Source organism: Naumannella cuiyingiana, assembly GCF_013408305.1.
GTDB classification, from domain to species: Bacteria; Actinomycetota; Actinomycetes; order Propionibacteriales; family Propionibacteriaceae; genus Naumannella; species Naumannella cuiyingiana.
This window is the reverse complement of the sequence record NZ_JACBZS010000001.1, coordinates 882,107-901,056: the sequence shown is the minus strand read 5'-3', so window position 1 is coordinate 901,056 and position 18,950 is coordinate 882,107. Positions and strand designations below refer to the sequence as shown.

Sequence of the window (18,950 nt, the reverse complement as noted above, 5' to 3'; positions counted from 1 at the left end):
GGTTCCAACCTAACCGGCCGGGTCGTCGGCGCCGTCACGGCCCGCGGGGCGCCAACGGGTGCGATGCCGCTCGGGATCGTGGGTGGGCGCGGTCTCGCCGTCCCCGGCGGGCTCGTCGACGGGCGTTTCCACCAGCTCGAAGCCGGCCCGGGACAGGTCCTCGGCCAGGTCGTCGACGTCCAGCAGATCGTCGCGGAACTGATGGGTGCGGTACGCGGTCCGCCCGACCATGTGCGCCGCCACCGGCGCGGTCGCCAGTTGCAGCAGCATCGCCAGCACCATCACGCCGATCACCCGCGGTTCGCGCAAGGTCAGGCCGAGCCCGGCGAGCACGCACAGCAGGCCGAGGGTCTGGGGCTTGGTGGCCGCGTGCATCCGGGTCAGCACGTCCGGTAGCCGGACCAGCCCGATGGCCGCGGTCAGGCAGAGGAAGGAACCGGCGAGCAACAGCAGGGCGCCGGCGATGTCGAGGACGGCGTTCATCGCTGGTCCTCCCAGCCGCGGCCCTCGTTGCCACCGTCGGGATCGCGCCAGGAGATCGCCTGGTCACGGTCGGCGGCGAACCGGGCGACGCTCAGCGAGCCGGCGAAGCCGAGCAGCGCGAGCACGAGGATGACGGGCAGCGTGGTGACGTGCCGATTCAGCGCCGCTTCCAGCGCGAGGCCACAGATCAGGATCGCGATCACCACATCGCCGGCGACCACCCGGTCGAGGGTGCTCGGTCCCCGGGCCAGCCGGAACAGGGTGAGCACGGCGGCGGCGCTCAGCATCGCGGCGGCCACCGCGATGATCACCGTGACGATCATGGGGCCTCCTCCTCGTCGCCGGGCGATTGCCGGATCGCGGCCTGCTCCTCGCGGCTGCCGAATGCCGCCAGCACCGCATCCTCGGCGCGCCGCACCTGGAGCCGCGCCTGTGCCAGGTCGTCTGCCGACGTGGCCTCGAGCACGTGCAGATAGAGGGTGCGGTTCGACCGCCGGGCCTCGATCACCAACGACCCGGGGACCAACGAGGCCAGCTCGCTGACCAGCGCCTCGTACAGGTCGTCATCGACGCGCAGCGGCACCCGGATGATGCCGCTGTGCAACGGGGGTCCGGGTCGCAGGATCGCGCGGATCACGTCGATGCTGGCCACGGTCAGCGATCCGAGCAGCCGCACCAGCAGCCACGCCACCCGAAACGGCCGGAAGCGGCCGGCGAAGCGTACCGGTGGCATCGGGAATGCCAGCGTGATGATCAGGCCGACCAGCAGGCCCATCAGCGCGGCGAAGATCGACAGGTCGCCCCACAGCACCATCCAGACGATCGCCAGCGCCAGAATCGTGCGCCACTGCAATCCGCTGCGCCGCGGCGGCAGCGCCGGGTTCGCCGGGTCGGTGTTCGGCTCCCGTTCGCTCATCAGCGCACCCCCGGGGGGAGGACGGACTCCAGGTACGGCGTGACCGCGAGCAGGTCCTGTGCGGCGCGCTCGGAGTAGCCGTAGAGGGGTCCCGCGATGAAGGTGATCCCGAGGCCGACCAGCACCAGGAAGCCCGCGGTCACCACCATCCCGAGCGGCAGGCGTACCCCGCGGCGCCGGATCGTCAGCGACGCCCCGCCGGTGCGGACCTCCTCGGGCACCTCGCGCCAGAACGCGCGATTCCAGACCTTGGCCATCGCGTACAGGGTGAGCAGGCTGGTCAGGACGCCTCCGGCGACGAGCAGGTACGCCAACGGCGTGCCGTTGGCCACTCCGGCGCCGAGCAGGCCCACCTTGCCGACGAAGCCCGACAACGGCGGGATGCCGGCGAGGTTCATCGCCGGCACGAAGAACAACACCCCGAGCACCGGCGACAGGGCGGCGAGGCCGCCGAGCCGGTTCAGCGAGGTGCTGCCGCCGCGCCGCTCGATCAGCCCGGTGACCAGGAACAGGGTGGTCTGGATGGTGATGTGGTGGGCGGTGTAGAAGATCGCGCCGGCGTACCCGGCCACGGAGGCGAGCGCGACCCCGAAGATCATGTAGCCGATGTGGCTGACCAGGGTGAAGGACAGCATTCGTTTGATCTCGGACTGGGCGACCGCCCCGAGGATGCCGACGATCATCGTCAGCAGCGCCGCCCACATCAGCGGCACGGTCAGCGGCGAGTCGGGGAACAGCGTGGTCTGGGTACGGATGATGGCGTACACGCCGACCTTGGTCAGCAATCCCGCGAAGACGGCGGTGACCGGCGCGGGCGCGGTCGGGTAGGAGTCCGGCAGCCACGCCGAGAGCGGGAAGACCGCGGCCTTGATCGAGAACACCACCAGCAACAGCAACTGCAGGATCAGTTGCAGCGGTCCCGGCAGCTCGGCGAAGCGCAGCGACAACTGCGCGAAGTTGACCGTGCCGGTCGCGGCATAGACGACCGCGATCGCGATCAGGAAGAGCAACGAGGACATCAGGTTGACCACGACATAGGTGCTGCCGGCGCGGACCCGCTCGCCGGTGCCGCCGAGGGTGAGCAGCACGTAGGAAGCGAACAGCAAGATCTCGAACCCGACGAACAGGTTGAACAGGTCGCCGGAACTGAACGCGGCCGAGACGCCCGCCGCGAGCACCAGGAAGGTCGGGTGGTAGATCGAGACCGGCGTCTCGCGCTTGCGGGCCTCGAGGTCGGTGCCGATCGAGAACACCAGCACGGTGAACGCGACCAGCGAGGAGACGAACAACATCAGCGCCGAGAACCGGTCGATCACCAGGGCCAGGCCGAGCGGCTCGGGCCAGGCGCCGATCCACAGCGACATCGGTCCGGTCCGGTCGGTGATCCCGATCAGGAATCCCTCGATGATCAGCACGGCCAGCAGGACCACCACGGAGACGGCGCGCTGGGCCCGCGGCCAGCGGCTCAGCGCCAGCGCCAGGCCGGCGCCCAGCAGCGGCAGCAGGACCGGCAGCGGAAGCAGATTGTTCACCGCTCGTCCTCCTTCGCCGGGTCCTCGTCGTTCTCGGGCTCGTCGTTCTCGGGCTCGTCGTTCTCGGGCTCGTCGTTCTCGGGCTCATCGTTCTCGGGCTCATCGTCCTCGGGGGGCGGCTCCTCGGAGACGATCACCCGCTCGTCCTCCGAGGGCAGCGAGGAGTCGGGCTCGTCGAAGGACTGGGAAGCAAGATCGGCCCGGGCCAGGCGCCGGATCTGGGCGTCCTCGACATCGTCGGGCACGTCGTCATTGCCGTCGAGCTGGAAGCTGCGGTAGGCCAGGGTGAGCACGAACGCGGCCGTACCGAGGGTGATCACGATCGCGGTCAGCACCATCGCCTGCGGCAGCGGATCGCTCATCTCCTCCGCCGGGGTACGCCCGATCAGCGGCGCGCCGCCGCCTCGCCCGGAGGCCACCAGGAACAACAGATTGATCCCGTTGCCGGCGATCAGCAGGCCGATCAGGATCCGGGTCAGCGACCGCTCCAGCATCAGATAGGCGCCGGCCGCGAACAGCGCGGCGCCACAGATGACCAGGGTCAGGTTGGGCGCCATGTCGGGATTGATCATCGATCACCCTCCAGACTGGCCGCATAGGCCCGCGGCCCGGTGGTGCGCGGGCCGGGGGTGTTGTCCTCGGCCTCGTGCTGGTCGATCCCCGAGCCGAGGCTGCGGATCAGATCCAGCATCACGCCGACCACCACCAGGTAGACGCCGATGTCGAAGATCATCGACGTGACCAGATAGGGCTCGCCGAGGATCGGCAACTGCCCGAACGGGGTGGCCACCGAGATCAGCGGCTCGATGGTCAGGTCGATCTTGTAGGACTGGCCGATCCGGCCGCCCCACAGCGCCGGCGCCAACACGCTCGCCCCGGCGAGCAGCAGGCCGCTCCCGAGGACCGTGCCCGCGTTCACCGGCGCGGCCTCGTCCAGCTCGTCGCGGCCGCCCGCCAGGTAGCGGATCGCCAGGGCCAGGCCGGCGACCAGGCCGCCCGCGAACCCGCCGCCGGGGTCGTTGTGGCCCGCGATCAGGAAGTAGATCGAGACGACCATCATCACCCCGAACAGCAGCCGGGTGACGACCTCGAAGACGACCGATCGGTTGGCCGGCGACAAGGCGACGCCGCCGCGCAGCCAGACCGTCGGCCCCTGTGCGGCGCGCCGACGCCGCTCGCGCCGAGTCGCCCGGGTCCGGTCCGGTGTGGTCAGCCGCGCATTGCGGGTACGCAGGAAGATCAGGCTGGCCACGCCCGTGGCGGCCACCGCGAGCACGGCGATCTCGCCGAGGGTGTCCCAGGAGCGGATGTCGACCAGGGTGATGTTGACGATGTTGTCGCCGTAGCCGAACTCGTAGGCATAGGTCGGGTAGGTCTCCGAGACGGGCGCCGCGGTCCGGGAACCGGCGGCATAGAAGGCGATTCCGCCGACCACCACGCCCGCCGTGCCGGCCACCGCGATTCGCCACCAGCGAGCCGAGCTGCGCGGGCGATGGGTGAAGGAGCGGGGCAACTTGCGCATCACCAGGACCAGCACGACGAGCGTCACGGTCTCCACCAGGACCTGGGTCAGCGCCAGATCCGGGGCGCCGTGCAGCAGGAACAGCAGCGCCGCCCCGTAGCCGACCACGCCGACCGCGACCACCGCCTTCATCCGGCCGCGTGCATTCGCGGCGATCACCGCGGCCGCGATGGTCAGCGCGCCGACCACGACCTGGGCGGCCGAGGTGGCGATCACGAACCGGTCGGGAAAGACCTGGGTGGTGGCCAGCACCAGGCCTGGTCCGGCGATGACCACCACGAGGATCGTGCCGAGGTAGTTGGGCAGCGAGCCGCGCTGGGTGAGCGCGGTCGTCTCGACCGCGATCCGGTCCACGCCGCGCATGATCAGCCGGTAGACGTCGGCGGCCTCCGGCACCCGGGGCAGCGAGCCGTGCATCTGCTCGACGCGTCCCCGGGTCCAGAACAACAGGCCGCCGACCACCAGCACGGCGGCCGACATCGCCAGCGGCGCGCCGAATCCGTGCCAGAGCGCGATCCCGTGGCCCGGCTCGCCGACCCGGCCCAGCGCGACATACGGTTCGAGTGCCGCGGTCAGTTGGGGTCCGAGAAAGCCGCCGACGAGCGACAGGACGGCCAGCAGCAACGGTGCCGCCACGAAGCCGCCGGGGCGGGGTGCGCAGGCGGTGGTGCGGCCGTCGGCGGGGGAGTCGTCCTCGCCCGCGCTCTTGGTGGCGAAGGTGCCCCAGAGGAACCGCAGCGTGTACGCCACCGTGAGCGCCGAGCCGAACAGCAGGGCGCCCGTCAGCGCCAGCGCGGGCAGCGGCGGCACCCGCGTACCGTCCGAGCCCGCGACCAGATAGCTCAACGACTCGAATGCGCTCTCCTTGGTGGTGAAGCCGATCAGCGGCGGTACGCCGGCCATCGACGCTCCGGCGAGCACCGACGCCACCAACACCACGGGCATCGCCCGCCCGACGCCGGACAGCTCGCGGATGTCGCGGCTGCCGGCGCTGCGGTCGACGACCCCGACGATCAGGAACAGCGCCGACTTGAACAAGGCGTGGGAGATGATCATGCCCACGCCGGCCAGCATGGCCGAGCGGGTGCCGAGGCCATTCATGAACATCAGGAAGCCGAGCTGACTGACGGTGCCGTAGGCGAGCAGCACCTTGATGTCGTGTTGCCGCAGGGCGCGCAACGCGCCGAGGACCATGGTCACGGCGCCGAGCGTGAGCAGGATCTCCCGCCAGCCGGGCAGACCCGCGAAGAACGGCGACAACAGCGCCACCAGATAGACGCCGGCCTTGACCATCGCTGCCGCGTGCAGGTACGCGCTGACGGGCGTCGGGGCCGCCATCGCGCCCGGCAGCCAGAAGTGGAAGGGCACCTGCGCGGACTTGGTCAGCGCGCCGAGCAGGAGCAACAACACCGCGATGATCACGATCGGCGAGGCCGTGGCCGGATCGTCGATGGCCGCGCGGACGACGGGGGATGCGAGCACCCCGGACAGCCGGAACGTGCCGGCGGTGACGCCGAGCATGACGATCCCGACCAGCATCGCCAGCCCACCGAAGGTGGTCACGATCAGCGCGGTCAGGGCGGCCAGCCGGTTCGCGCTGCGGCCGGGATTGTGACCCCCGACCAGCAGGTAGGAGAAGACCGTCGTCAACTCCCAGAAGATGTAGAACACGATCAGGTCGTCGGCCAGAACCAGACCCAGCATGGCGCCGGCGAACGCGGTGAGCACGGCACCGGTGCGTGCCGCGGGATCCGCGGTGGTGAAGTACCACCGGCAGTACGCCAGGATCAGCGCGCCGACGCCGGAGACCAGCAGGGCGAGCACCCACTGCAGCGTTCCCATCCGGAACGACAGCTCGATCGCGAGCGCCGGGATCCACGGCAGAGACTCGACGACCGAGCCTCCGGCCAGCACGGTGGGCGCCTGGGCGACCAGCCAGACGAATGCGACGAGCGGGCCGAGCGCGAGCAGCAGGTACGCCCGCCGCCCCAGGACTCGGACGAGGGCGGGGGCGAGCGCGGCCAGCGCGAACTGCACGGCGATGAGCGCTGCCACGGATGCCCTCTCGTCGACGGGTTCTCGGACGCCCCCGGGGATCGCGTGACGACCGGCCTCGGGAGCGCACAGGCTACCGAAGAACGTCCCGCGACCGCGCGGCCGCCGTGCGCTCGACCGCGGGCCTCGTCAGGCGGGCGGCGGATTCGTCAGCGGCGGCGGAAGGTGAGCAGGATGAAGGTGTAGTCGAGGCCGACCCGGGTCCAGTGCACCGGGCGCTCGGGGTGGGTCAGCGAGTCCGGGCTCGACAGGTCGCCCACCAGCTCCAGACCCGCCGCATCGGCCAGCAGGACCAGGTCTGCGATGTCGTCCGGTCCGAAGATCCGGACCTCTGCGCCGTACGCGGTCCGCCCGGTGGTGTCCGGGGGCACCTCGTCGTAGTCGGTGGACACGACGAGGATGCCGCCGGGGCGCAGAACCCGCGCGGACTCGTGGAGGAACGCCTCGAGCGGTACGCCGTGCTCGATCACGGACATGCAGGTGATGGCGTCGAGCGATGCGTCGGGCAGCTCCGTGGCGGTGACGTCACCGTGTCGGAAGGTCACCCCGTCGTGGCGTACCTCGAGGCCGAACTCGAGATTGATCCCGAGCAGCGAGTCCCGCTGGGTCCCGAGTCCGTACAGTCGCAACCAGGGCAGCACCGGCGAGTATCGCGCGCTGCCCGCGTCCATCACCCGCGCCGTGCGCGTGCCGTCGTCGGCGAGGCGGAGCACCGCCGCGACGGCGCCGAGGGCGTCCCAGTTCTTGGGCAGATCGCGGTGCAGCGGCAGCCGGAGCCGCTTGGCCTCCTCGACCGCCCGCTGCCACTCGGCGTCGCTGGGCAGCACACCCGTCGGGCCAACGCTGCGCGGGACCGGTCGGCGCACCGCGGTGCCCTGTCGCGCCTCGGCCCGCCGCTGCAGGGCGACGCGGGCCCAGAGCGCATGCTCCGCGACGCGTTTCGCGATGGCGAGCAGGCGCCCGCCGGGCGGGGCGGCTACCTGAACCGGAGACTCCTCATCGTCTGCGCTGGCCATTCGGCAAAGGTAACCATCCCGCCCGCGAGCACCAAGGGCGCTGGGCCTTGACGGGTGCCGATCAGTCGCGGCGCCGGCGGATGAGCGCGGTGCCGGTCGCGAGCAGCGCCGTCGCGGCGACGAGCGCGCCCAGGCCGGTGGCCGCGCCGGTGTCGGCGAGCGGGCTGCCGCCCGCGCCGGATCCGGTGCCGTCGCCGCGGGGACCGCCCGGGGACACGCTCGACGGTGGTGCCGACGAGGTGCTCGACGGGCGCGCCGGTCCGGGCGTACCGGACGGCTCGGTGGACGGGCCGGTCGGCTCCGTGGACGGGCCGGTCGGCTCGGGGTTTGCCGCCGTGATCGTGATCGGTGCCCAGCCGATCAGGCTCTCGTCCTCGGCGTACACGGCGATCCGGTGCTCGCCGGTGGTGTTCGCCGGCAGCGTGACCGCGATCGTCGAGTCCGGGCCCACGGTCGCGGTGCCGAGGTAGCTCGGCTGGCTGAACAGCCAGACGCCGACCCGGTCGCCGGGGGTCCCGTTCGTGATGGTGATGGTGATGGTGCTGCCGGCAACCGCGCTGTCCGGAGCGGTGATCCCGCCCTCGGTGTCGTCGGTCAGCTCGTCCGCGCTGGGCGGCGTCGCCGGGATCGTGTCCCCCGGGGTCGTCGTCGGGCTGGGCGTCACTGCCGGGCTGGGCGTCGGTGACGGGGTCGGGCTGGGCGTGGGCGTAGCGGTCGGGCTCGGGGTCGCGGTCGGCGTGGGCGACGGGGTCGGGCTCGCGGTCGGGCTCGGCGTCGGTGTGGGCGACGGGGTCGGTGTGGGCGACGGGGTCGGTGTGGGCGACGGGGTCGGTGTGGGTGTCGGTGTGGGTGTCGGTGTGGGGGTCGGAGTCGGCGTCGGTGTGGGCGTCGGCGTCGGCGTCGGTGTGGGGGTCGGAGTCGGCGTCGGTGTCGGGCTCGGAGTCGGCGTCGGGGTCGGGCTCGGAGTCGGCGTCGGGGTCGGGCTCGGCGTGGGTGTGGGCGTCGGGCTGGGCGTGGGCGACGGCGTGGGGCTGGGCGTCGGGGTCGGCGTGGGCTGCGCGCTCACCTGTGCGGTCCAGGTGAAGCGGTAACCCTGGCAGCCCAGTTCCGGCATGCTGGCGTACCCTTCGCCGCTGGCGGAACCGTCCGCGTTCAGCAGGAAGTCCATCTCGTAGCGGACGATGGCGCCCGGGTCGCCGAGCTCCCAGATCACCTTCTGCCGCACGCCGGCCTCCATCGTCGTGGGCGGAATCCCCGCCCACTGCATGGCCGTCGGGTACAGGCCGCACTGGATGTAGCTCTCGGTGAAGAAGTCCGTCAGCACGCCCGCGGAGTCGACCTTGAACTCCACCACTGCGCCGTTGTACGCCGAGCTCGGGCCCGTGTAGGTGCCGGCCGGCGGCGCCGCCTTCGCGAATGCCACCGGTTGTGCCAGGACCGTCAGTCCGAGCAGCGCGGTGATGGCTCCGAGGAACAGCAGCCAACTCTTGCGCTGGCGACGCCGATGGGCGCTGGATGACATGGGCGAGGGTCCTTCGCTCGTGCTCGACAGGTGGCGCCGACGGGCGCCCGGCCAACCTATGAGCCAGATGTGTGCCCGGGGTACCCGTGGTACTACGGGTCTTGGCCCGGCGCGAGGTCTCGCCCCGGCTTCGGCCATGATGGGCGCGTTACGGGCGCGCGCCCGTGCCGGACGGAAGCGAGCAGGAAAACGATGGCCAGGCGGCAGGCACAGGCGTCACGGCTGCGGGCCGCGCTGGATGCGACCGGGCGCACGCCCGGGTCGTCACGGGTGTTGCTCGTCGAGGGCGGCATGGGCATCGGCAAGACCTCACTGTTGACCACGGCCGCCGCGGCGGGCTTCGACGTGGTGCTCGCCCGGGCGGATCGACTGACCGGGGGGTCGCCCCTGTCGGTCGCGCGGTCCGTGCTCGAACATCTGGACCCCGACGTGGCGGTCGGGGCCGAGGAATCGGTCCGGGATCTTGCTCGGCGGGCCGCGCGGGTGCTCGACGCGCGACCGGTGCCGATCGTCGTCGATGACGCCCAGTGGCTGGATCCCGCATCGGCGGAGTTTCTGCAGGGCCTGTTGCTCGGCCGGGTCACGACCTGGCGCACCCTGGTTCTGGCCCATCGCACCGGCCGGCCGCCGCTGTCGATCATCGACATCGCCCACCGGGTCGGCGCGGACGTGGAACATCTGCAGCTCGAGCCGTTGCCCGACGAGGACATCGCGGCGATCGCGGCCGATCTGCCGGCGTGGCAGGGCGCCGAGGTGGTCGCGGGCGCGCGCGGCAATCCGCTGTTCGCGAGCGTCCTCAGCGCGCTGTTTCGCCGCCGACCCGAGCTGGCGACCACGGCCGAGGCGCTGCGCGCCGAGCCGGCCGATGCCGGCGCGGCGCTGTACCGGGCGGTGGCGGCCGATCTGGCCCAACTCGACGCCGACGAGACGGCCGCCCTCGAGGCCGTGGCCGTGCTGGACTCGCTGGACGTGGCCGCGCTGGCGGTGATCGCCGATCGCGAGGAGGAGCGGGTGAGCGCCCAGCTCGGCCGGCTGCGTTCGCTCCAGTTGTTGTCCCAGAACCCGGGCGAGGCGATCCATCCGGTGATCAGGTCCAGCGTCTATCACGCCATCCCGCCCGACCGTGCGGTACGCGCACACCGCCGCGCCGCGGCGCTGCCCGGCCTCGCCCCCTACCAGCGGGCAGAACACCTCGCGATGTTGCGCGAACACGCCTCCGCCGCGGAGATCGACCGCCTGGTCGAGCTTGCCGAGCCCGCCATCGGCACCGACCCGGGCGCCGTGCGACGCTGGCTCGAACCCACCCGGCATCACCGGGTCAGCCCGCGACGCGATCTGCTGCTGGCCCGGGCGCTCGTGCTCGACGGGCGCCCCGACGACGCGGCCGGCCTGCTCGAGCCGCTGCTGACCGACAGCGCGGCCGACGCTGCCGAGGCGCGCAGCCTGCTCGCCCAGGCCTGGCGCGCCTCCGGGCGGACCGCCGAGGCACACCGGCTGCTCGCCGAGGCCCCGCTCACCGAACCGGCCACCCTGATCGACGCTGCCGCGCTGGCGGCGCTGGCGGGCGAGATCGACACCGTGCGGGACACCGTCGACCGGCTGGCCGGCTCCCCGCCGCAGTTTCAGCTCGCCGGCCGGGCACTGCGCGCGGTCGCGCTGCTCGGATCCGGCGACATCGCGGCCGCGCGGCGGGCGCTGGCCGGTGTGCCCGACGCGTTGCGTGCGCTGGGCGACGACCGGTTGCGCGACATCCTGGACGCCTGTGCTGCCGCGGTGTGGAGCGCGTACCTGCTGGATGACTTCCATGCCGCGATCGCTCTCGGTGAACGCGCGCTGTGGGTCGCCCAACGTCACGGGCGCGGGCACGTGCTGGCCAATCTCGGCGCCGCGACGGCCCATGCCCTGGCCAGCGTCGGTCGGCTGTCCGAGACCGACGAGCTCGGCGAGCAGGCCGTCGCGGATGCCGAGCGCTACCAGACCCCCGATCCGATCCCGATGGCCCGGCACGCCCAGGTGCTTGCGGCATTCTGGGCCGACGACCCGGCGCTGCTGCGCCGGCGGTTCGATCAGCTCCGGGCCGCACCGTCGCCGGGCGTGGAGTGGTGGCGGCGCGCGACCCGGTCGACCCGCGCGCGCATCGCTGCCGTGCTCGGCGAGCCGGAGCCGTACGCCGTGCTGCTGCCCCCGCCCGATGTGGCCGCCGGACTGCGGCATGCCGACGCCGCCACGGTCGCTGCACTCGGCGGTGACCAGGCCACCGCCCAACACCTGCTGGCCGCCGGTCTCGACCACGCCGAGCGGCACCGGCTACGCAGCCAGGGTGCGCTGCTGCGCCTGCTGACGGCCATGCTGGTCGCCCGGCCCGCCCGGGACTGGCCGCGGGCAGCCGAGCTGGCCGAGCAGGCCGTTGACGAATTCTCGGCTCTCGGCATGTCCTGCCACCTGCGACTTGCCCGGCAGACGGCGGCAGAGATCACGCGCGATGCCGCGGCCTCGCCCGCGGGCACGCTGACCCGCCGCGAGCTGGAGATCGCCCGCCTGGTCGCCGACGGGCTGTCCAATCAGCAGATCGCGGACCGGCTGGTGATCAGTCGACGCACCGTCGAGGAGCACGTCTCGAAGGTGCTGCGCAAGCTCGACGTCTCCTCCCGCGCGGCCGTGCGGCCGGTGCTGCACAGCTAGCTCCGGTCAGTGCGCCGCCAGGTGCAGCAGCACCAGTTGGTCGGGGTGCAGCACCGGTGCCGCGATGCCGACGGACGTCAGTGCTGCACCGGCGAGCGTCACGCCGGCGCCCGGCCAGCCGGCCGGGTAGCCGGCGAGGTCGGGACCCGGCGGCGGTGTGATGTCGCGGACCAGGTAGCGGCGATCCGGATCCAGGCCGCGCAACCGGATCCGGCCGGCGGGCTCGGTGGCGCGCGATCCGGTGCTGACCACCGCGAACAGCGCCTCCGATCGATCGGGCGCGACGACGCCGTGCACGTCGAGGTTGTCGGTGTGCGGGTCCAGGCGGACGACGCGTCCGCGGTGCAGGAGCGCGCGGTGCTCCTTGTGCAGGGCGACCCACGCGCTCAGTTCGGCCAACTCGCCGTCGGTCGCCCCGGTCAGGTCCCATTCGATGCCGAGGTGCCCCCAGAACGCGGTGCCCGCCCGGAAGTGCAACGTGTGCCGACGCCTCGTGGTGTGCGAGTGCCCCGAGGCGATGTGGGCGCCCATCAGCTCCGGGGTGATCAACTGGGTGGTCCAGCGGTGGATCTGTTGGCGTTCCAGCGGGTCGATGCAGTCGCTGGCCCAGACCCGGTCGGTGTGGGCCAGTACGCCCAGATCGACCCGGGCACCGCCGGAGGAGCAGGACTCGATCTCGAGGCCGGGGAAGCGATCCTTCAGCTCGGCCATCAGCCGGTACGCGGCGAGCGTCTGCTCGTGCACTCCCGGGCGGCCGCTCGGCGCCGTGCCGGCGTCGATCAGGTCGCGATTGTGATCCCACTTCAGATAGGCGATGGGGTACGCCTCGAGCACCGCGACGAGCTGGTCGCGGACGTGGGCGTAGGCCTGGTCGATGCCGAGATTGATCACCTGCTGGTGACGCGACTCCACCGGCAGCCGGTCACCGGTCGCCATGATCCACTCCGGGTGGGCGCGCGCCACGTCGGAATCGGCATTGATCATCTCCGGCTCGACCCAGAGACCGAACTCCATCCCCAGCCCGCGCACATGATCAACCAGCGGTCCGAGCCCGTCGGGCCAGACGTCGGGGGAGACCACCCAGTCGCCCAGCCCGGCGCGATCGTCGCGGCGCGCACCGAACCAGCCGTCGTCCAGCACATAGCGCTCGGCGCCGGCGGCAGCCGCGGCATCGGCGAGCGCGCGCAGCTTCGTCAGGTCATGATCGAAATAGACGGCCTCCCAGACGTTGATCGTCACCGGCCGCGGGCGCCGGGGATGCTCGGCGCGCTCACGGAGGAAGGCGTGCAGGCGCGCGGCCTGGTCATCGAGCCCGTCGCCGTAGCTGGCGTACAGCCACGGCGTCGCGTAGCTCTCGCCCGGCCCCAGCACCATCTCGCCCGGCAACAGCAGTTCCGCCGCCCCGATCGTGCGGTGCCCGTTGAACAGCCGCTCCGCCCAGTGCCGATGGTTGCCCGACCAGCCGAGGTGAACGCCCCACACCTGCCCGGTGGCGAATCCGAAGCCCGGTTCGCCGGCGCTCAGCAGGTACGCCGCATCGGGGCCGGTCCGGCCCTTGCGGCCCTCCCGCAGATGCACGCCCACCCCCAGCGGCGCGCGCTGGGGCACGCGCTCGTTGCCCCAGTGGCCGGCGAAGTCCAGGACCTCGGCGGCCCGGTCGGGGACCGGCAGGGTGAGGCCGAGCTCGTCGAGGAAGTAGTCGTCGGTGCCGGTATTGGTGAGCCGGGCCGCGGTCCGGAGCAACCCGGACGGGGCAAGTGCGACGGTGAGCGCGAGGGCCAGGCCGGCGCTCTCGTCGCGGGCGTCGACCTCCAGGGTGGTCTTGTCCGGATCCAGCCGGGCGCCGATGATCGCGAATCTGGGCGACCAGTCGCGCCCGCCCGTGCGGTGGCCGACCAGGCCCGGGCGCCCCGTCCAGCCGGTCCAGTGCCCGGGGACCAGCGACGGCGTGACGGGAAGATCGACATTGTTCTGTGCGACCGGCGGCTCGGTGGTCCGGACCAGCTCCGCGGCCTCCGCGGGAGCAAGGTCGCCCGGCAGCTCGGCGCCCCAGTGGGTGATCCGGGGCAGGTCGGCGGTCAGGTCCACCAGCACCGAGACGCCGCCCGAGCGCAGGTGGGCGAGACCGGGGAATGAGGCGTTCATCGCAACCGAGCATAGGGCGGATAACCGGTTGCCGGGCGATCGCGCGATGCCGTTGACTCGCGGCATGATTCCGCCCGACTGGATCGCCCATCACCGCGCCGACGACGACGAGCTGCTGGGCTACCTGCGCCCGGAGGATGACGGGTTCGTGCCGGTCACCGTGTTCGGGTATCCGCTGGGCGAGCGGGGCGACCGCGACGGCGCGGCCGAGACGCTGGATTCGCGCGGTCTGTCCTATCTGGCCGAGCCGTGGTTGCTGCGCGCGGCCGACGGATCCGAGCGCAGGGTCGCGATCATCGAGGCCAGCCCGGAGCGGGTGGTCGTCAGCGGCGCCGACTACGCCTTCGCCCTGGCGGTCGGCGCGAACGTCGGCGAGCCGATCGAGCTGGCGGTGCCGACCGATCGGCTGCGCCCCGCCTGAGTGCCGGCGAGGCTCAGGCGGGTGACTCGATCACCTGGCGCCAGCGCCCGTCCCGGAGCGTGGCGTCCACCCGCCGCGCGACGGACGAGCCGGGCGTGCGGTGTCGTTCGAGGAACAGCACGCGCAGCGAGGCCTCGGCGTCGTCCAGCACCTCGACCTCGGAGATCTCGATCATCAGCTCCGGCGCGACGCCGCCCGCGCGGTCCAGCTCGGCGGCGAGCCCGGCCAGCTCGAGCTCGCGCCCGTCGAGGGTCTGCAACCGGAAGTCGGGGCTGTGCGCCGCGAGGAACGCCTCCAACGACGTCCGGTCGGCTCGGGTCAGCCAGGCCTGGAGCAGGCGGTGGTGCTCGATCAACAGGTCTCGCGCCCGCTGGTCGGGTTGCGGCGTCTGCTGGGCATCGGACATGTTCGGCAGCCTAGCGACCACTGCTCGCCGAGCGAGTGCCGCCGTTCCGCCGGCGCGGCCGGTCAGTCCAGCCGGGTGAGGCCGGTGGCCAGTACGATCGCGGCGCCGGCGGCATCGCTGGCGGCGAGATCGAGGGTCGCGGTGATCGCCCAGTCGTGATCGCCGGCGGGATCGGCCAGTACCTGGCGCAGGTCCCAGCGACCCGGCTGTCGGTCGATCTGCAACATCCCGGGGGCCCGAGCCGCGGCGTCGATGCCGATCTCGTCGTGATCGTCGTAGTAGTCGTCCAGCGCATCGGCCCACGCGTCGGCGTCCATGATCACCGTGCCCGGCGGGTCGGTCAGCGCAGCCACGCGCTCCTCGACCGCGCCGAGCGCGTCCGGGTCGTCGCGCCGGGCGAGCTCGACGCGGTGGAACATGGCATTGCGCACCGCCACGGTGAGGGCGCGCTGGTTCGCCGTGAAGGGGCGCTCGGGCCGCGGCTCGGCGGCATCCGGGCGTACCGGATCGGGATTCGTCAGGGCCTCCCACTCGTCCAGCAGGCTGGAGTCGGTCTGCCGGATCACCTCGCCCAACCACTCGACGAGATCGTCGAACTCGTCGTTGCGGGCCCGCTCGGGCACCGTGTGCCGCAGGGTGCGGTAGGCATCGGTCAGGTAGCGCAGCAGTACGCCCTCGCTGCGCGCGAGCCCGTAGACGGAGACGTACTCGGCGAAGGTCATCGCGGTCTCATACATCTCGCGGACGATCGATTTCGGCGACAACGCCTCGGGCGCGATCCACGGATGGGTTTCCCGGTACGCCTCGAGCGCCGTCTCCAGCAGGTCGGCAAGCGGCTGCGGCCAGGTGATCTCCTCGGCCAGCTCCATCCGCTCGGTGTAGTCGAGTCCCTCGGCCTTCATGGCGCCGATGGCCTCGCCGCGCGCCCGCCGCTGCTGGGCGAACAACACGGGCTTCGGGTCCTCCAGGATGGATTCGATCACCGAGACCACATCGCGGGCATGATCGGGCGAATCGGCATCGAGGGTGTCGAGGGCCGCCAGCGCGAACGGGGCGAGCGGTTGGTTCACGGCGAAATCGCGTTGCAGGTCCACGGTCAGGGCATAGCGGCGCCCGTCCTCGCGCGCTGTGGGCAGGCGTTCGACCACACCGGAGTTGATCAACTCGCGGGCCAGCACCAGCGCGTGTCTGCGCAGCCGCCGTCGGCCGGCGTCGTCATGATGATTGTCGGTGATCAGCCGGTACGCCGCGGCCACCGGATTGCCCTGCCGGGCGAGCAGGTTGACCAGCATCGCGTGCGACATCCGCAGGCGCGGCTGCAGTGGCTCGGGCGGCGCCGCGATCAGCCGGGTGAAGGTCTCCTCGGTCCAACTGATCTGTCCCTCAGCGGGCTGCTTGCGCTTGATCTTCTTCTGCTTGGCGCGGTCGTCGCCCGCCTTGGCCAGCGCGCGCTTGTTCTCGATCACGTGCTCCGGTGCCTGGGCCACCACCCAGCCGCGGACATCGAAGCCGGCCCGGCCCGCCCGGCCGGCGATCTGGTGGAACTCGCGGGCCCGCAGCAGGCGCATCTTCGTGCCGTCGAACTTGGTCAGCCCGGTCAGCAGCACGGTGCGGATCGGCACGTTGATCCCGACCCCGAGCGTGTCGGTGCCGCAGATGATCTTGAGCAGCCCGGCCTGGGCGAGTTGTTCGACCAGGCGACGGTACTTGGGCAGCATGCCGGCGTGATGCACCCCGATGCCGGCGCGGACGAGGCGGCTCAGGGTCCGGCCGAAGCCGGCGGCGAAGCGGAAGTTGCCGATCTTGTCCGCGATGGCGTCGCGGTCGGCGCGGGAGACCAGGTTCAGGCCGACCAGGGACTGCGCGCCCTCCAGCGCGGCGGCCTGGGAGAAATGGACGACGTAGACGGGTGCGCGGTCGGCGTCCAGCAGCGCGGTGAGCTGTTCGCCGATCGGTTCCTCGGACCATTCGTAGTCCAGCGGCACGGGCCGTTCGGTGCCGGTGATCACCGTGGTCCCGCGGCCGGTACGCCGGTCCAGGTCGGCCGCGAAGCCGTCGACCTCGCCCAGCGTCGCCGACATCAGCACGAACTGGGCCTGCGGCAGCTCCAGCAGCGGGACCTGCCAGGCCCAGCCGCGGTCCGGCTCGGCGTAGAAGTGGAACTCGTCGGCGATCACGCAGCCGGCATCGGCCAGCACGCCCTCGCGCAGCGCGATGTTGGCGAGGATCTCGGCGGTGCAGCAGATGATCGGCGCGTCGGCGTTGACCGAGCCGTCGCCGGTGACCATCCCGACATTGTCGGCGCCGAAGGCGGCCACCAGGTCGAAGAACTTCTCGCTGACCAGCGCTTTGATCGGGGCGGTGTAGAAGCTGACCTCGTCACGGGCCAGGGCGGCGAAGTGCGCGGCGAGGGCGACCATCGACTTCCCCGAGCCGGTGGGCGTGGAGATGATCACGTTCTCGCCCGACACCAGCGCCAGCAGCGCCTCCTCCTGGTGCGGGTAGAGCGGCGTACCCCGCTGCGCCGCCCAGTCCGCGAACGCGTCGTAGAGCGCCTCGGGTGTGGGGTCGGTCGGGATCAGGTCGGTCAGTGTGGCGGCCATGGCGCTGGCCAGCCTCTCACAGGGGTCTCGCGTGGGCGACCGGCCCGCCCGCGCCGCCGTTACCGACCACTCGCCGGGATTCCGGCGGCGGTTCGGTGAGTTCCCGCGCCGTTGGCGACCGCTCGCGCGGGTTTGGTCAGCGCAGCGGGACGGCGCGCGGCGCCTCCAGGTAGTCCGGCTCGCGGTCGAGGCCGTCGATCTTGGGCGGCAGGCCGGTACGGCGCGCGGAGATGGTGTCGTCCAGGCCCGCCCAGGAGCGGACCAGCGCCACCGCCCGGTCGCGCTCGGCCGGGGGCAGTTGCTCGATGTTCGAGCCGTGCGTACCGCCGTCGACGAAGAACCGGAAGCACTCGCGGCTCGCGCCGGACGTTCCGCAGGTGAACGGCTCGGCGCTCCACGGGTCGTTGCCGCCGTAGACGTAGAGCATCCGTTCCGAGGAGGTACGCACCCAGCGGTCGATGTCGCGCATCGCCGGCCAGTCGAAGCGGTTCGGGCGTACCGAGCGCGGCACGAAGTTCCGGGCGATGTTGGTGCCGGGGTATTGCAGGAGATCGCCGATCCGGTCCTCGTACGGTTTCGGCGAGCCGAGCTGGTAGGCGGCCTGGAAGTAGTAGGGCACATAGCGCTCGAGGTTCTGGTCGGCGTACCCGGTCAGCGGTGACGTCGCCTCGTAGAAGTCCCACACCTGATCATCGGTGGCGGTGTCCGGATCGGGCACCGAACCGCATTCCGACTGCGGGGTGTACTGCCAGAACGCGAAGTAGAGGTCGATCACGCCCGACTCGATCGCCTGCCAGCGGTTGCCGACGATCCGATAGGTCAGGCCGGCCTGCGCCGACGCGTCGGCCACGCGCGCGTCCCAGGTGTCGCGATCGGACAGGACGCGGCGCTGCAGCCCGACCAGCCGGTCGCGGCAGGCGGGATCGGTGCCGACGCCGGCGAGGAAGCTGTCGTAGGCCTCGTCGCGGCTGTCGAGCACGTCGTTCGGGGCGACATAGGGTACCGAGCCGTTGACATCGTCGGGGAAGAAGCGCCGATGATAGGTGGCCGTCATGCCGCCCTTGGAGCCGCCGGTGGTCAGCCAGTTCTGGTCGTAGAGCTGCTTGAAGGACTCGATGATCACGTGCTGGTCGGTCGCGGCCTGCTTGATGGTCAGCTCGTCTTCCCAGTCCGGGTTGCTCGGGCGGGAGGGGGTGAAGAAGCGGTACTCCATGCTGAGCTGGTTGCCGTCCACGATCCGGGCCGGCTCGCTGCGGCCGGGATTGGTGGAGACGTTGTAACCGCTGGTGTACATGATCATCGGGCGGTCCTCCGACCGATGCAGCAGTGTCAGCCGCTGGGTGAACGTGCCCTTGCCCGGGTCGTCATGATCGACGCGCTGGGTGAAGCCGATCACGAAGAACCGGAAGCCCTCGGCCACCGGGCGCTCCTCGACGGAGGCGACCCCCGGCAGCGCGGCGATCCGGTCGGCGAGATCGGTCGGCGCCGAACGCGCGGCCGGGACCAGCGCCAACCAGGTCGTCAGCGCGATGGCGAGCGCGGCGATGCCGCTGAGCAGGCGACGAGGCATGATGGGGGGCCCTTTCGGTCAGACGTCGTCGTCGTGGTCTGCGGACCACTGCCGTTCAACCTAGGCCAATTCGACGG

At 71.8% G+C, this 18,950-nt stretch carries 14 protein-coding genes; 2 read left to right on the top strand and 12 right to left on the bottom strand.

The annotated features are described in order from the left end of the window. Positions 1 to 9 precede the first annotated feature (9 nt). The 8 genes from mnhG to GGQ54_RS04065 all read right to left on the bottom strand — a co-directional run bounded on the left by mnhG (position 10) and on the right by GGQ54_RS04065 (position 9,046). Entirely contained in the window at positions 10 to 483 is a 474-nt protein-coding gene (gene mnhG, locus GGQ54_RS04100; protein ID WP_179444230.1) for a monovalent cation/H(+) antiporter subunit G, read from the bottom strand. After that, complete coding sequence (locus tag GGQ54_RS04095; RefSeq protein ID WP_179444229.1) at positions 480 to 806, bottom strand: MrpF/PhaF family protein; 327 nt, start codon at positions 804 to 806, stop codon at positions 480 to 482. The genes mnhG and GGQ54_RS04095 overlap by 4 nt, the downstream gene beginning before the upstream one ends. Then, positions 803 to 1,399, bottom strand: coding sequence for a Na+/H+ antiporter subunit E (locus GGQ54_RS04090; protein WP_179444228.1), 597 nt, complete (start codon positions 1,397 to 1,399; stop codon positions 803 to 805). The genes GGQ54_RS04095 and GGQ54_RS04090 overlap by 4 nt, the downstream gene beginning before the upstream one ends. Next, a complete protein-coding gene (locus GGQ54_RS04085; protein WP_179444227.1) occupies positions 1,399 to 2,931 on the bottom strand; it encodes a Na+/H+ antiporter subunit D in 1,533 nt (510 codons plus the stop codon). The genes GGQ54_RS04090 and GGQ54_RS04085 overlap by 1 nt, the downstream gene beginning before the upstream one ends. After that, positions 2,928 to 3,503, bottom strand: a complete 576-nt coding sequence (locus tag GGQ54_RS04080) for a Na(+)/H(+) antiporter subunit C (protein ID WP_246292548.1) — start codon at positions 3,501 to 3,503, stop codon at positions 2,928 to 2,930. The genes GGQ54_RS04085 and GGQ54_RS04080 overlap by 4 nt, the downstream gene beginning before the upstream one ends. Further along, positions 3,500 to 6,508 carry a Na+/H+ antiporter subunit A gene (locus GGQ54_RS04075; RefSeq protein WP_179444226.1) on the bottom strand — a complete coding sequence of 1,003 codons (3,009 nt, stop codon included), beginning with the start codon at positions 6,506 to 6,508 and terminating at the stop codon, positions 3,500 to 3,502. The genes GGQ54_RS04080 and GGQ54_RS04075 overlap by 4 nt, the downstream gene beginning before the upstream one ends. A gap of 149 nt (positions 6,509 to 6,657) precedes the next feature. Beyond that, on the bottom strand, positions 6,658 to 7,524 hold the full coding sequence (locus tag GGQ54_RS04070) for a class I SAM-dependent methyltransferase (RefSeq protein ID WP_179444225.1): 867 nt from the start codon (positions 7,522 to 7,524) through the stop codon (positions 6,658 to 6,660). Between the two features lie 61 nt (positions 7,525 to 7,585). After that, on the bottom strand, positions 7,586 to 9,046 hold the full coding sequence (locus GGQ54_RS04065) for a hypothetical protein (protein WP_179444224.1): 1,461 nt from the start codon (positions 9,044 to 9,046) through the stop codon (positions 7,586 to 7,588). A gap of 192 nt (positions 9,047 to 9,238) precedes the next feature. On the opposite strand from GGQ54_RS04065, the gene GGQ54_RS04060 reads away from it, so the two are divergent. Continuing rightward, positions 9,239 to 11,728, top strand: a complete 2,490-nt coding sequence (locus tag GGQ54_RS04060; protein ID WP_179444223.1) for a helix-turn-helix transcriptional regulator — start codon at positions 9,239 to 9,241, stop codon at positions 11,726 to 11,728. A gap of 6 nt (positions 11,729 to 11,734) precedes the next feature. On the opposite strand, the gene GGQ54_RS04055 is transcribed toward GGQ54_RS04060, so the two are convergent. Continuing rightward, positions 11,735 to 13,873 (bottom strand): alpha-galactosidase, encoded by a 2,139-nt coding sequence (locus tag GGQ54_RS04055; RefSeq protein WP_179444222.1) that lies wholly within the window; start codon positions 13,871 to 13,873, stop codon positions 11,735 to 11,737. A 64-nt stretch (positions 13,874 to 13,937) separates the two neighbouring features. Here GGQ54_RS04055 and GGQ54_RS04050 point away from each other — a divergent pair, with 64 nt between their 5' ends. Then, on the top strand, positions 13,938 to 14,294 hold the full coding sequence (locus tag GGQ54_RS04050) for a hypothetical protein (RefSeq protein ID WP_179444221.1): 357 nt from the start codon (positions 13,938 to 13,940) through the stop codon (positions 14,292 to 14,294). Between the two features lie 13 nt (positions 14,295 to 14,307). Here GGQ54_RS04050 and GGQ54_RS04045 read toward each other — a convergent pair whose 3' ends face one another. The 3 genes from GGQ54_RS04045 to GGQ54_RS04035 all read right to left on the bottom strand — a co-directional run bounded on the left by GGQ54_RS04045 (position 14,308) and on the right by GGQ54_RS04035 (position 18,873). Next, positions 14,308 to 14,700, bottom strand: a complete 393-nt coding sequence (locus tag GGQ54_RS04045) for a nuclear transport factor 2 family protein (RefSeq protein ID WP_179444220.1) — start codon at positions 14,698 to 14,700, stop codon at positions 14,308 to 14,310. 62 nt (positions 14,701 to 14,762) lie between these two features. Continuing rightward, positions 14,763 to 17,303 (bottom strand): DEAD/DEAH box helicase, encoded by a 2,541-nt coding sequence (locus tag GGQ54_RS04040; protein ID WP_179444219.1) that lies wholly within the window; start codon positions 17,301 to 17,303, stop codon positions 14,763 to 14,765. 136 nt (positions 17,304 to 17,439) lie between these two features. Beyond that, a complete protein-coding gene (locus GGQ54_RS04035) occupies positions 17,440 to 18,873 on the bottom strand; it encodes a S28 family serine protease (RefSeq protein WP_179444218.1) in 1,434 nt (477 codons plus the stop codon). Positions 18,874 to 18,950 lie beyond the last annotated feature (77 nt).